Origin of the sequence: Halorientalis marina (assembly GCF_023028345.1) — an archaeon.
Taxonomy (GTDB): Archaea; Halobacteriota; Halobacteria; order Halobacteriales; family Haloarculaceae; genus Halorientalis; species Halorientalis marina.
This window is the reverse complement of record NZ_CP095489.1, coordinates 38,190-50,765: the sequence shown is the minus strand read 5'-3', so window position 1 is coordinate 50,765 and position 12,576 is coordinate 38,190. Positions and strand designations below refer to the sequence as shown.

11 protein-coding genes and 6 pseudogenes are annotated in these 12,576 nt (G+C 54.5%); 8 read left to right on the top strand and 9 right to left on the bottom strand.

Annotated elements, in window-relative coordinates; all coding sequences use genetic code 11:
- Window positions 1-188 precede the first annotated feature (188 nt).
- Window positions 189-1,167, bottom strand: a pseudogene (locus MUG96_RS21300) (transposase).
- A gap of 313 nt (window positions 1,168-1,480) precedes the next feature.
- Between MUG96_RS21300 and MUG96_RS21295 the strand changes: the two are divergent.
- From MUG96_RS21295 to MUG96_RS21285, 3 genes and pseudogenes are all read left to right on the top strand, one after another.
- The gene (locus tag MUG96_RS21295) at window positions 1,481-2,623 is read left to right on the top strand and encodes an acyl-CoA dehydrogenase (RefSeq protein WP_246989507.1); all 1,143 of its coding nucleotides are present in this window, start codon (window positions 1,481-1,483) and stop codon (window positions 2,621-2,623) included.
- A gap of 576 nt (window positions 2,624-3,199) precedes the next feature.
- Window positions 3,200-3,834, top strand: a pseudogene (locus MUG96_RS21290) (IS6 family transposase).
- 211 nt (window positions 3,835-4,045) lie between these two features.
- On the top strand, window positions 4,046-4,795 hold the full coding sequence (locus MUG96_RS21285; RefSeq protein WP_246989506.1) for an IclR family transcriptional regulator: 750 nt from the start codon (window positions 4,046-4,048) through the stop codon (window positions 4,793-4,795).
- Between the two features lie 416 nt (window positions 4,796-5,211).
- Here the strand turns inward: MUG96_RS21285 and MUG96_RS21280 are convergent.
- From MUG96_RS21280 to MUG96_RS21270, 3 genes and pseudogenes are all read right to left on the bottom strand, one after another.
- Window positions 5,212-5,540, bottom strand: a pseudogene (locus MUG96_RS21280) (transposase); the annotation flags it as partial.
- A 37-nt stretch (window positions 5,541-5,577) separates the two neighbouring features.
- A complete protein-coding gene (locus MUG96_RS21275; RefSeq protein ID WP_246989505.1) occupies window positions 5,578-6,462 on the bottom strand; it encodes an IS1595 family transposase in 885 nt (294 codons plus the stop codon).
- An 80-nt stretch (window positions 6,463-6,542) separates the two neighbouring features.
- Window positions 6,543-6,898, bottom strand: a pseudogene (locus MUG96_RS21270) (winged helix-turn-helix domain-containing protein); the annotation flags it as partial.
- A gap of 42 nt (window positions 6,899-6,940) precedes the next feature.
- Between MUG96_RS21270 and MUG96_RS21265 the strand changes: the two are divergent.
- Window positions 6,941-7,575, top strand: a pseudogene (locus MUG96_RS21265) (IS6 family transposase).
- Window positions 7,576-7,595: 20 nt separating this feature from the next.
- Here MUG96_RS21265 and MUG96_RS21260 read toward each other — a convergent pair.
- A pseudogene (locus MUG96_RS21260) lies at window positions 7,596-7,900 on the bottom strand (helix-turn-helix domain-containing protein); the annotation flags it as partial.
- A 175-nt stretch (window positions 7,901-8,075) separates the two neighbouring features.
- On the opposite strand from MUG96_RS21260, the gene MUG96_RS24440 reads away from it, so the two are divergent.
- A complete protein-coding gene (locus MUG96_RS24440) occupies window positions 8,076-8,231 on the top strand; it encodes a DUF7837 family putative zinc-binding protein (RefSeq protein ID WP_438267254.1) in 156 nt (51 codons plus the stop codon).
- 8 nt (window positions 8,232-8,239) lie between these two features.
- Here MUG96_RS24440 and MUG96_RS21255 read toward each other — a convergent pair whose 3' ends face one another.
- Complete coding sequence (locus MUG96_RS21255) at window positions 8,240-8,401, bottom strand: hypothetical protein (protein ID WP_246989504.1); 162 nt, start codon at window positions 8,399-8,401, stop codon at window positions 8,240-8,242.
- Window positions 8,402-8,519: 118 nt separating this feature from the next.
- Here MUG96_RS21255 and MUG96_RS21250 point away from each other — a divergent pair, with 118 nt between their 5' ends.
- Entirely contained in the window at window positions 8,520-8,933 is a 414-nt protein-coding gene (locus MUG96_RS21250; protein WP_246989503.1) for a TRAM domain-containing protein, read from the top strand.
- Window positions 8,934-9,102: 169 nt separating this feature from the next.
- Here the strand turns inward: MUG96_RS21250 and MUG96_RS21245 are convergent, their stop codons facing one another.
- On the bottom strand, window positions 9,103-9,507 hold the full coding sequence (locus MUG96_RS21245) for a DUF8160 family protein (RefSeq protein WP_246989502.1): 405 nt from the start codon (window positions 9,505-9,507) through the stop codon (window positions 9,103-9,105).
- Entirely contained in the window at window positions 9,504-10,322 is an 819-nt protein-coding gene (locus MUG96_RS21240; protein WP_074878686.1) for a ParA family protein, read from the bottom strand. The genes MUG96_RS21245 and MUG96_RS21240 overlap by 4 nt, the downstream gene beginning before the upstream one ends.
- Before the next feature lie 408 nt (window positions 10,323-10,730).
- Between MUG96_RS21240 and MUG96_RS21235 the strand changes: the two genes are divergently transcribed.
- Entirely contained in the window at window positions 10,731-11,405 is a 675-nt protein-coding gene (locus MUG96_RS21235; RefSeq protein WP_246989501.1) for a helix-turn-helix domain-containing protein, read from the top strand.
- Window positions 11,402-12,097 (top strand): nucleotidyltransferase domain-containing protein, encoded by a 696-nt coding sequence (locus MUG96_RS21230; protein ID WP_246989500.1) that lies wholly within the window; start codon window positions 11,402-11,404, stop codon window positions 12,095-12,097. Before MUG96_RS21235 ends, MUG96_RS21230 begins: the two co-directional genes overlap by 4 nt.
- Window positions 12,098-12,181: 84 nt before the next feature.
- Here the strand turns inward: MUG96_RS21230 and MUG96_RS21225 are convergent, their stop codons facing one another.
- Window positions 12,182-12,535, bottom strand: a complete 354-nt coding sequence (locus MUG96_RS21225; protein WP_197052506.1) for a hypothetical protein — start codon at window positions 12,533-12,535, stop codon at window positions 12,182-12,184.
- Between the last annotated feature and the right edge of the window lie 41 nt (window positions 12,536-12,576).

Sequence of the window (12,576 nt, the reverse complement as noted above, 5' to 3'; positions counted from 1 at the left end):
CAGCGAATAGGCTCACTACAACAATGGTCGGACCCTAGATTGTTGATATTATCAACACCAGCTATGGTCGGGGGGTGAATCTGTGGAATAACAATAGTACATTTGTTATTCTATGCCCATAGATGAGAAATCTCTAAGCTACTATTGTCGATATCATCAACAGCTACGAGCGTGCCATAGAATCCATCTCATAGCTTCTCACAGCCCGGTTCGTTTCCTCGCTCGGAGTTTGTGATCGCAACAACGAGTCCGAGGGACAGCGCAAGGAACACTTCTGTTCGTGCGTGGACGCGGCCTCGGGCTCGCGCGAGCCCGAGGCCGCAGTCCTTGACTACGTCGCTGGTTCGTTCGACCCCTATCCGGTTGTTATACGTCTCGTCCAAGATGGATTTTCAGCTGAACATCCTCGACTTGGTCTTCGACCCTGTACTCGATGGCTTTTGGGTCGTCAGGATTTCGCGGATTGTATGGAGCGATTGGCACGACCCCTGCGGCCAGCAGGTGGTCGTGCCAATCGAGGATGTCGTAGGCGCTGTCTCCAAGCATCCAGATCGGTGTATCGACGGCGAGCGCGTCACACGTGACGCGCATCGCCGTCTCTTGGTCTGCTTGTTTGGCCTGTGTGAACTCCGCCGCAATTGGGATCTTTGAACCGGTTGAGACGATCGTACAGCCGAAGCCGTAGTAGTACTCTTCAGTTGTTAGATCGTAGTTCCATGAGGCAGCGTCGTTGTACTGGACCGCCTCGATGTGCGCCGAATCGATGGAGTACGTCGAGTCGAGCAGGCTGCGGGCGGCGGCCTGCTCGACGAGCCTCTCAAAGATATCGTCGACGACGTGTTCAAGGTCAGTGAGAAACCGGTCAATCGTGTCTCTGGATGGTGGTTTGTCGAGTCTGCAGTAGTACCAGACGAGGCCGTGCTGGAGTTCTCGTGCAACCGGACGTGTGCCGTAGATGTCCTTGTAGTAGCAGTGCAGAAAGCCGCGAAAGAGGTCTGGTGGCTGGTGAACTCGTGTTCGCCCACGCTTCGAGGGGGCGAACACATCGTACTCCAGCAGAAACTCGAACTCAAGGTGCTCGAACAGCGGTACCGTCTCGGTAGCCGCGACATTCAAGAAGTCGTCTACCGAAGCTACGTCTTGCAGGGTTGCGCTTGTGTTGGACACACTTCGCGCCCCCTGCTACTTCGTACGTGACGCTTTCTATGACACGCTCTACAGCTCTCCAATCGTTCAACCGGATCGACCAGTCTGATTGCAGCCGAGGTCACCGAGAGCAAACAAGCCTCAGAAGAGGGCGATGCACGTGACACTCGACTCGCTTGCCGGTTTCTTACGCTGTCCTTTCGACTCGTCGTCGCAATCACCAACTATGAACGCGGAGAAAACTTGGCTGGGAGATGCTCAAAGCATTGATAGAGTTTATCACACGTTCGACGTTATATTAAGATATATCATGAAGCCCTCTGCATTTAGATTCATGCATCTCAGTCTCTCGCCGGAGCAGAAGCAAATCAAGGACATGGTCTCCGAGTTCGTGGACGAGGAGGTCGTCCCGCGGGCCTCGGAAATCGACCACGAGGACGAGTTCCCGAGGGACCTCGTCGACGAACTCGCCGACCTCGGGCTGATGGGGATGCCGTTCCCCGAGGAGTACGGCGGCGCCGGCCTCGACTACCACAGCTACCCGATGGCGCTCGAGGAGATCGCCCGGGGCTCGGGCGGCCTCGGCACCATCGTCGCCGCGCACATCTCGCTGGCCGGCAACATGGTGTACGCCTTCGGCGACGAAGCCCAGAAGGAGGAGTACCTCACCCCGCTCGCGGAGGGGGAGGACATCGGCGCGTTCGCTCTCTCCGAGCCGGGCGCCGGCTCCGACGTCCCCGCGATGGAGACGACCGCCGAGAAGGACGGCGACGGCTACCTCGTCAACGGCAACAAGCTCTGGATCTCGAACGGCTCGGTCGCGGACACCGTCACGCTGTTCGCGAAGACGGACCCCGACGCCGGCAACAAGGGCATCTCCTCGTTCGTCGTCCGCCCGGAGGAGGACGACGGCTTCATCGTTGAGGGGACGGAGGACAAGGTCGGCGACAAGGGCTGTCCGACCGCCGAACTCCGGTTCGACGACATGTGGATTCCCGAGGACCGGCTGCTCGGCGAGGAAGGCCGCGGGTTCGTCCACGCGCTCAAGACACTCAACGGCGGGCGCATCACCATCGCTGCCCGCTCGGTCGGCATCGCACAGGCCGCGCTCGACGCCGCCCTCGAGTACAGCCAGGACCGGGAGCAGTTCGACCAGCCCATCTCGAACTTCCAGTCCATCCAGCACAAACTCGCCGACATGGACACGAAGACCCGCGCCGCGCGCCTGCTGATGCACGACGCCGCCGACAAGAAGATTCGCGGGGAGAACTTCATCAAGGAGGCCGCACAGGCCAAACTCTACGCGAGCGAGGTGAGCCGCGAGGTCGCCAATGAGGGCATCCAGATCCACGGCGGCTACGGCTACACGAAGGACTTCCCCGTGGAGCGCTACTACCGCGACGCGAAGCTCAACGAGATTTACGAGGGCACCAGCGAGGTCCTCCGGAACACCATCGCAGAGCAACTTTTCCATTAATAAATGAAGCCGTGAGTTTCTGTTGGGACAAGATGGGGGCCATCCGTTCTATAGTAACCGTTAGAATTTTTTCTCGTAGATTGTCGTGCTGCGTTGAATAGTTGTTAAGTCACGGTTATAGAAGCTCAAACAACGGTTCGGTGTTCGAGATGGCGAACACCAGGATGATTCCCGGAGCTGGCCATTTGTGTTCGGTTAATCTTACTTCCGCGGTTCAGCTACTCAAGTCCAAATAGGCGATAGAACCGTGATTCAGCCGTATCCGAACGAAAGATGCCGCTTGCCGTCCGAAGCAGTACCAGTCATTCAGCAAACTAACGGGTATTTCTTCCGCTCAACAGATGTGTTCGCTCGGGCAAACGTCAGTTGCTCAGCTCGGTGGATACAGTACATTCGATCGATTTTACAGTGGCTCGGACGGATCAAGATTAAACCCCCGAAGTAGGATTAAGGCAGTAAGTGCCGATTTGCCAAGTCTCGAACTCTAACTGCAGGCGACCAAATAGCCGAAAGCAAGATTCTAGGCGGTGTTCGAATAAGGATGAAGAGTGAGGCGGAGCGAACTTCTAGTGGTCAATGCCAGAAATCGCCCGCCTCATCAGAGGTAGCGCCTGCTTCGAGTTAGATTTTCTGGAGCGAGAGGCGACACCCGAACCCGCGAAGAAGCTCGGTATCCGACTCCATCTGGCCTGACTATCACATTCTATTATAGTTCAATTCTTGACATATTGGGTGTCAAACGCTGTCGAACAACCGTTCACAACTGGGTGTAAAAGGCCAAACTACAGCCGCTCGATGGCGCGAACCCGGATCATGTCGCGGTTGACGAGACCGTGATCCAGCTGAACGACGAACGGTCCTGGCTGTACGCTGCTGTCGATTCCAACACGAACCGCTTGCTGAACGTCAAGCTTTCTCCGACTAGAAATCAAGCGATTATCGAGATATTTCTTATTGAACTCCGCGACAAATATCTCGTCGACGACGCGGTCGTTCTCGTCGATTCTGCACCGTGGCTGCAAGCAACACTGCACCGATACGGCCTCAATTACAGATACGAAAAACATGGTAATCGGAACAGCGTCGAACGTGTCTTTCAAGAACTAAAACGACGAACAAACCAGTTCTCAAACTGCTTCAGCCACTCCAAAGCAAGCAGCGTCGAAAATTGGCTTCAAGCGTTCGCTTTCGCATGGAACCAACTTATCTGAACACTACCGATTTCAGCTGCTGAGGTCAGGGTGGCATCCACCTTGGAAATATTACTGCCAGTGTTAACCGAACATCGATAGTGTGACCAGTATAAGTTCGTCTGCTGTTGCTAGTATATTTGATAATCATCCAGCGTTTGAACTCAAGTATCTAAACACTGCCTTGTCGACATCATCAACACTTAAATATTCACCACTGATAGAATTCCACATGACCTCCTCAAAATCGATAAAGTCGGTCCGAACCGCATTCGATATAATCCAACTACTCTCGGAGTTCAGCAATCTAACAGCTACGAAGCTTGCTGATGAGCTAGAGATGAACCGAAGCACTGTCCACGATTATTTACGGACCCTCACAGAGGAAGGTTATGTCATCAATTTGAATGGTGAATATTGTCTGAGTCACAAATTTTTGAACCTGGGAGGAAACCGACGGAAACGAAATGAGTTGTTTCGAACGGCTAGACCGGTACTTAGAGATCTCGCTACCTCAAAAGGTGCACCAGTAGTACTGACTATCGAAGAACGCGGATACGGTGTTGTCCTTTATACAGTAAGCGGAGAGAATATGCAGAACGCACTAATCCACGAAGGAACACATTTTCTTCTTCATTCAGCTGCACCTGGAAAAGCAATTCTCGCCCATTCCCCAGAAGAAAAAGTAGAGGACATAATTGAATCTCGGGGGCTTGCAGCGGTTACTGACCAGACTATTACTGATGAAAATGAGTTACAAAGCGAACTGAGAAACATAAGAAACCAAGAATACGCAATTGATCGCGAGGAGATTGGTATCGGATTACAAGGAATAGGAACAGCAATCACTGACTCAGAGAGTGGAGAAGTCGCGGGCGCAATATCAATGTATGTCCCTGCTAAGAAGTCACACCAGAAGGACATTATTGACTCTTTGTTAGAGGCCGCAAATGTTATTGAAGTCGAACTCTATTATCGTTAGTTCACATCGTTCCTGACGGCTAACTCGATTTTCCGGGGAAGAGAGGTTGGGTCCTCCCAGAAACTTGGACGACGGATGCGGAGATGGTTGTCTCACAGTAGTGAGAGCACAGTCGTCACATGTGAGAGTCAAAGCGGTCGCTCTCCAGAGAGCTACAACTGGATGTGGAGTGACTGACCCCCCGTTCAGTAGGCTATATATCGTAGGAACCCCAACACCATCGGTCAGAACTTCCCACTTCCGACGAAGCATCTCATCGAGGGCGTGGTCGATCCACCTCCAGAATACCTCAAAGCAGACGGATAGTGCTCGCCCGCCCCAGCGGGCAATCAGCCACAGATTCCGCAACAGGTAATTCACCAGTGTGAACACTAACCGAACGACTGGAGCGTCTCACCCAATCACTATAGTAGTCATTAGAAATAGCTACTCACTTTTGGAATAGAGAGTTGGTCGAGAGCTGTATCAATCGCTGTTGTCAGCTCGTCGAGTGACTTAAAGAGGCGGTTGCTAAGAGACGCTTGAAGCTGTCTCCAGCACTCTCCGACCGGGTTCAGTTCTAGCGAATAGCCGGTAACGTCACGAAGGCGGGGTCACGGGTGGTTAGGTCCGTGACGGCCGACGCCTAGAAGTACAGCGCTTCATCCAGCACCACGAGCAGGTCATCTTCGAACTCTTCACTTAATATAAGCATGATATGTTCGGCGTGGAAGGCGGTGACGTACTCTTTGAATTGGGAGAAAAAAAAAAAGGAACGCTCTTGTGAAGCACGTTGTTGATTTTCAGAGGGCAGCGTCGAGAGCATGTTTGAGTGCTTCGTCACCTGGTTTTCTGTAGAGTTCTTGCCGGAGCTGAAAGGCTCTGAGATACGGTGTTAGTTTGTCTTTTGACACTCCTCGGTGGGGCGAGAGCCACCGTCGCGTCAGCGACGCGTGGCTCTCGCAGGTATTGACGTGGATGTCGCCGTCAGCGTATTCTCCATCGCCGTGGACGACGTATTTGCGGGTGAAAGCGTCGTCTTCTTCGAGCGGATCGTAGGCCCGAAATCCGTCCGTATAGACGGTCAGCGACTCCTCGTCGTGGTCAGCAAGCAGGAGTCGAATCGTCGATTCGTCGGCGGATTTCGCTGGCACGACGTACCGGTCGCCAGAACCACGATCGGCCAGCGTAAACACCGGCGGTTTATCGCCGTCGTACGATCCTCGGCCACGCGTGGACAGGCCACGCGAGCGCGACTCCTGGTCGCGCTCGCGGCCTTTGAGGCCAGCAGAGACGTACACTTCGTCAATTTCGACCGGTCCAGACAGCGTGATCGAAGGCGCGTCGAGCGCTCTCGCGAAGCGCTCGACGCGCCGTCTGACCGTTCTGTACGAAAGATCGAGTTCCGCCTCAATCTGTTGAATACTCGTGTTGAACCGTAAGAACACGTAGATCGTGAAGTACCATTCTTTCAGCGAGAGTTTCGAGTGGGCGAAGATCGTGCCGGTCTTGTCGTTGAATGTTCGACCGCAATTCTTACACAAATACCGTTGATACACCCGATAGCTGCCGTTTCTGACCGTCAGGTCAGAACGGCAGCGGGGGCACTCGACGCCATCACGCCAGCGAACCTGTTGGAGCAGGTCCGCTGCAGCCGATTCCGACACAAACCGGCGTATTGGGAACATATCGGGCACCGCTGGCGCGGTGCCCTTGCCCTCTTCGACTTTCAGCCGCAGCTCTCGCTATCAACAATCTACTTCGCAAGAGCGAAAAAGGAATCGCCATCCTCGATGATCGCACCTAGCAGACCCTGTCACGTTGGCCAGAGAGTTTGACAGAGGGCCGCATGCCGCGCGGAACCACGCGGCTCAACTTGCACGGATTTCTGGTTTGGTCAATACAGACTACGGTGGTGTCCACCACCTGCCGCTTTTTGAGTCCGTCGTGGAGCGCTTCTCGCTCGTCTTTGTCGGCTTCGGCGGCTTTCCGGCGGGATTTTTGACAACTCAATCCCGCTTCTTTGAGCAACCGCCGACAACGGATTGAGTATTCGACATCATACGCTTCCTGAAGATATTCTTAGGCAATCGCCGGCGTGGGCGCCGACACGTGGCACTGTTCAGATAAGGTCTGAGGAACGAGGGGGCCGAAATATAAGTTCCTATGCCTGATTTCGCCTGTCTCAGCAGCCTTAGCGACTGTATCGAGTTAGATTTCATTGAGCGAGAAGCAACACGGGAGCCGTTGATGGAATTCAGTATCCACCTCTATGCGGTAGAATTATCGATTTTGAATACTATTTGATTGCTCTATATTTTTGGTGTCCAACGCGCTCGATCCACCGTTCACAGCTGGGTGTAGAAAGCCGATTTACAGCCAGAGGACGGCAAACTCCCGAATCACGTCGCAGTCGACGAAACCGTAGTTCAACTCTACGATCAACGATTCTGGCTGTACACTGCAGTCAATCCCGAAACAAATGGGTTTTTGCATGTACGGCTGTTTTCGACCCGAGCAATCGTCCTAACAAAAAGTTCTTGCAGGAACCCCAAGAGAAATATGGCGTCCCTGACGCCGTGTTTCTCGTCGATGGCACACCATGGTAGCAAGCCGCGCTGTTCGAGGAAAAATATCCGATCTCAGCACGTCACCCATGGAAATCGGCATGCCGTCGAACGTGTTTTAAAGAGGTAAATAGACGAACGGAGCAGTTTGCAAACCATTTCTGCCACGCCTCAGCTGACTCCGCCGAAACATGGCTTCAAACCTTTGCGTTCGCGTGGAACCATCTAATCTGAACAATGCCGCGCGTTGATTCGACTTCTTTAGGTGGATCGTGAATAGTCTCTTCGAATTCTTCTTGCGGTGCTTCTGATAGCTTGCGCTTTCTCTCAGCTCGTTTATCATCAGACATAGCCTGCTCAAGCGACTCGTCAGTGTCGAGTCGCTTGAACCAGTTATAGATCGTGCACCGCTGGATGTCGTACCACTCGGATAATTCAGCTTATGTTACACCATTCTTCTACGCAATTGCCGCTAACAGCCTCTCGATAAGCTTTTTCCCTCAACATTGTCGAGGACTCTTTGCAGTTCTTCGATAGAGATCTCGTTGAGATGATTAATAATCTACTGCAACACAAATCGAGTAAAAAGTTTTATCGGAGACTATAGCTGTGGCAGACAATCAAGTCCACCGGAAACACGGTGTCTTGGAGAGTGGCTGTCTGCCGAACTCTTACATTCGAGGACGCTCCACTATCAATTCGGAGGAATCAGTCACACGCTCCTTCCACCCTGTATGAACACCGACGACTCGTCTCTCGGTCGCTGTCCGGCGTGTGGCAAGCAGATCTCTGAGGCGTGGCTCCTTGTCGAATACGAGAAGAATGACAGCACTCAGGGCATTTGGGCTGAGTGCCCGGTGTGTGAAGATGTCGTTGCGCCGGAACAGTAACCCCAGCGTCAATCGGCTTGGGCGTGTTCAGTTCGTTCTGTCGCCTCGATGCACTCCTCGAACTGAAGCGCACTCCGGATGTGGAAATTTTTCGTGTCAGGATCGTCCGCGTTGAGGGCTGTCCTGAGATGATCTGCTGCCTGTTCTTTGAGAGAAAGGCAGTCGCTCATCATGTGCCGATGTGATTCCTTGGATTTGTGGCTTCCCATCTGCCCGAGATCGTCTGACGGACTGTTGAGGAGTAGAATCAAGTGTTTTCCGCTAGACAAGCTGTGTAGGTTACGACTGATGGATATTCCTGACCAACTTCGTTGTCTGTTCTCTGCGTCTGTCGAGAAACGCAACGGCTCGTCTGTTATCGAAGTCCCAGAACAGGAGGTTCAGAGTGGTGATCTCCAGCCCGGTCAGACGTATCGTGTAGCTGTGCTGGCCACACCGACATCGGATACTGCCGGTGGGACCGACACGAAACCCCAGTCCACGCATACTCCACAGGCGCCGCCCGTTGAAGAGGGAGAGCAACGGACTGTCGAAATCGAAGATATCGGCGAGCAGGGCGACGGCATTACCCGTGTCGAGCGCGGCTTCGTCGTCATAGTTCCCAATACCGAACAGGGCGAACGTGTTACTGTCGAGATCACTGATGTCCAGACAAACGTTGCCTTCGCGGAGGTTGTCGAACGTCTGCACTATTACGACTAAGTTTCTGGAGGTAGTGGTATCCCTTTCTCTGCTTCCCTAACAGGGTGCGAATACAGTAGCTGATTGAGTATCCAGTCTACGATCCAGTTCAAGAAACAGGTAGACAGGTGAGAGCATATGCATTGAGACGGCCGGCCTCAACTACTGTCAGGCCTCGTTCTCTGCGAGGTCATTCGTCGCCGAGTTCCGAGAGCCGAGTCTGGATTTCCTCGGCATCTGCCTCAGAGAGCGCCTCAACACCGAACTGAACGAGTAGCGGGTAGAAGTGGCGGTTCTTCTTAAACTCGTCCTGACCCGCCTTGCGGAGCTTCAGCTGGGACTCGAGGTAGGTGTCCTCCATCTCGTCGAGGACATCGTCGGGAATGTAGATCGTCCGCCCGTTCCACTCGTCCTTGATGTTCGTCTTCGTTTTGCTCGTTTCGTTCGTTTCACTCGTTGAAGTCGATTCGGTCGTTTCGGTCGATGAACTGGATTCCACCGTTTCACTCACATCGCTCGTTTCGCTGGAATCAGCCTCGTCCCCCTCTTCGTAGTTGCCCTCGATGCCGGAAGCATCGCCCCAGCCGTCGGTCATGCTTCCACCTCCTCAGGCGCAGTCTTCTCAAACGTCTCGTCGAACAGGTCGGCGATCTCGTTGAACAGGTCGCGTGCATCCTCGACGCGCTGGTTCTCCTTGCCGAAGCCGAAGACGGACACACCCTCGCCAATCGACTGAGAGAGGTCGGTCCGCTTCGGGATCTCGAACACCGGGAGGGAGTACGCCGACTTGATCTCCTCGATGGTGTCGCGGTGTTCAGCGTTCTGCTCGACGCGGTTACAGACAATTGCGAGCCGATTGATGTCTCCGTACGCCTGTTCGAGGGAACTCAGCTGCTTTGCGAAAATCTGGAGGCTGTTGGCGTTGAGCTTCTCGGGAATGACGGGGATGACTACGTTGCCGGTCGCGACCAGGGCGTTGTCGGTGAGGACGTTCAGAGATGGCGGCGTGTCGACGATGATGTAGTCGTAGTCCTTGTCGAGCTCGTCCAGAGTCATCTCCAACCGCTCGCGACTCTTCGGCGCCTCAAGCAGCGTCTGGATGTTCTTGTTGTTCGCGAGCTTCTCGCTGGCGGGAAGGATGTCGAATTCCTCGTGCTCGACGATGATATCGTTCACCGACTCCATCTGGTCGAAGTCGAGAACGTCGAACAGTGTCGTACGGTCGGTATCGTAGTACAGATCGTTGTAGCCGAGTGAGCAGGTGAGCCCGCCGTGATAATCGATATCGACCAGGAGGACGTCGTGGCCTCGGGCGGAAAGTGCGCCGCCAGTATGAATGACGTCAGTTGTTTTCCCCGCGCCTCCCTTTTGATTCGCCACCGTGATTCGTGCGGTATTGGTGTCGGTCATTATCTTCGTTTCTCTCGTTGTGTTCGTTTCGTTCGTTTTTCTCGTTTAGTTCGGTGCGTTCGGTGAGGGTGTTTCACTCGGTGAGAGGATTACTACGGTGTTAAAACCAACTGTTCGTTCCACTCGTTGAAGCAAACTCACTCGTTGCCATCAACTCATTCATTCTGTTCGTTACGTTCGTTTCCTTCGTTTTGTTCATCGGGCAGAGGGTGCCAGTTCGTTCCTCAGAATGCGTTCAATACATTCGTTTTTCTCGTTCAGTTCGTTTTGTTCGTTGAATTCGTTATAATCGTTCCACGTGTTTTCAGCGGGAATCAGGACTACCTTCGAGAGTATGGAGAGAGATAGTGGCTTCATGGCCATTCGAGTAAGACTTTTAACTGTTACCGGATTATTGGTAACCACCAGATGTATGAGGTGCTCGACGACACGGCGGCACAGACCATCCTCGCCATCGAGAGTGGTGACTCTATTCGCCGTGTCGCCCAACACCTCCACACGCCGTACGAGACGGTGAGACAGGCCGTCAACCGTCTCGAAGACGCAGGCTACGTTGCCTATGATGACGGCCTCACTGTCGTCGACGAGCGCGTGAGGGACGCCGCACGCGAGCTCGTGGCTGCCAGCGCCGGCGTCAGTCCACCCTCTATCGAGGAAGCCTACGTCATCCCGCAGTTCAGTGACTGGCCGTTCGCGTTCACGCGGATCGACGCCGTCTACGTGTGGACTCAGGGCGGCTACCAGGTCGGTCGGAATCCAGACGACTATCCGCTGTTCCTTGCTGTCCGCGAGCAGGACGTCGACGCATGGGAGGCGTTTTTCGAGTCCTTCGACCTCCCGACCGCAGTTGAGCGACAGCCCCGAGACGAGCTGGACGGACCGCTACAGGTCGTCCTCGAGCCACGCCCCTCACTCGATATCGAGGACGTCGGGGGGTACCCGGTGATCCCGAGAGCTGAGACAATCGAGTATATGCGCGAGAATTACGCCCAGTTCCAGTCGGCGCTCGCGATGCTCGACCGGATGTACGAGGATCTCGACCTCGGCGTCACGTATCGAGAGACAGAACGGGCACAGCCATGAGCTTCACCAACCGAAGCGACGCACTCATCGAACTGCTCGAGGAACTCACCCAAGAGGGGCACGAGTACGTTCTCGTCGGCGGCTACGCTGTCTCAGCGTTCAATGCTCGCTTCTCCACCGACCTCGATATCGTCGTCGCGCCGGACTCAAAGGCTGACTTCGTCGAGTTCCTCGAACAGCAGGGATTCGAGGAGACGGACAGCCACGCCAAGGAGTGGTTCTACGACACCGAAGTCATCGAGTACGAGAAGCGGCTCACGCCGCAACAGCCGATCGGCTTCGACCTCTTGGTGAACGGACTCGGGTGTCGCCAGACGGAGGCACAGTGGTCGTTCGACTACCTGTACGACCACAGCCACCAACAGGAGGTGAGCGGGGGCATAGTGACGACGACGGCCAGAGTGATCGATGGGGCCGTCCTCGTGGCGGCAAAGCTCCACAGCGGCCGCGAAACAGACCTCCGGGACGTCCTGGCAGTGGCTGAAGAGATCGACCTCAACGCTGTCACGCCTCACCTGCGGCGAGGGGACGACAATGCCCTACGGGAGCAACTTGAGCGTGGACTGGATATCTTGGAGAGCGACGAACTCAAGCACGGATTTCGGAGTGACTTCGGGGCCTCAGCTGTCTCAGAAGAAACTGTCACCGCTCTCCAAGAGTATCTGTCCGCACAGATTGACCAGCTGAGCTGAAGCGGTCGGGACTCCCTTGACCAGAAGTGAAGATAAGGCCCTTCAGCGGTGCTTGCAGTCAGTCAAAAAATTGGAGGGGCGGTGTCAGTCGACCGTCGCTAACACACGGACATCCGTAGCTGAGTGTCGTTCCCGTTCAGTACGAGCACCGTGCTCGCGGAGGAACTCATCAATGCGGTCCGCAAGAGCCTCCGCATCCTCCCTATCGACGTGGACGATTAGCGTCGGACGCTCCTTGTCGCTGTTCTCGATCACGAGCGAGACATCCTTGAATTCGTCCGGCTGTCTATACGCCTCGAACTTATCGGCGACCTGGTCGGCCAAGTCGTCGAGTACCTCAATCGGTTCCTTTGTCATAGATTGAATATCGGCCTTCGAAGGTTGTGCCATCGCGAACGCGTGAAGAAAACGTGACGTGACTTTCAGAACCACCTCCATCAGACAAACTCGAACGGAGCCTTCTCACATCGATGGTTTAC

Excerpts from the sequence above, each read along its gene's own strand:
- MUG96_RS21240 (WP_074878686.1), bottom strand. The coding sequence starts at position 10,322 with ATGACCGACACCAATACCGCACGAATCACGGTGGCGAATCAAAAGGGA.
- MUG96_RS21255 (WP_246989504.1), bottom strand. The coding sequence starts at position 8,401 with ATGAGCGACTGCCTTTCTCTCAAAGAACAGGCAGCAGATCATCTCAGG.
- MUG96_RS21230 (WP_246989500.1), top strand. The coding sequence starts at position 11,402 with ATGAGCTTCACCAACCGAAGCGACGCACTCATCGAACTGCTCGAGGAA.
- MUG96_RS21285 (WP_246989506.1), top strand. The coding sequence starts at position 4,046 with ATGACCTCCTCAAAATCGATAAAGTCGGTCCGAACCGCATTCGATATA.
- MUG96_RS21225 (WP_197052506.1), bottom strand. The coding sequence starts at position 12,535 with ATGGAGGTGGTTCTGAAAGTCACGTCACGTTTTCTTCACGCGTTCGCG.
- MUG96_RS21275 (WP_246989505.1), bottom strand. The coding sequence starts at position 6,462 with ATGTTCCCAATACGCCGGTTTGTGTCGGAATCGGCTGCAGCGGACCTG.
- MUG96_RS21235 (WP_246989501.1), top strand. The coding sequence starts at position 10,731 with ATGTATGAGGTGCTCGACGACACGGCGGCACAGACCATCCTCGCCATC.
- MUG96_RS21295 (WP_246989507.1), top strand. The coding sequence starts at position 1,481 with ATGCATCTCAGTCTCTCGCCGGAGCAGAAGCAAATCAAGGACATGGTC.
- MUG96_RS21250 (WP_246989503.1), top strand. The coding sequence starts at position 8,520 with ATGGATATTCCTGACCAACTTCGTTGTCTGTTCTCTGCGTCTGTCGAG.
- MUG96_RS24440 (WP_438267254.1), top strand. The coding sequence starts at position 8,076 with ATGAACACCGACGACTCGTCTCTCGGTCGCTGTCCGGCGTGTGGCAAG.
- MUG96_RS21245 (WP_246989502.1), bottom strand. The coding sequence starts at position 9,507 with ATGACCGACGGCTGGGGCGATGCTTCCGGCATCGAGGGCAACTACGAA.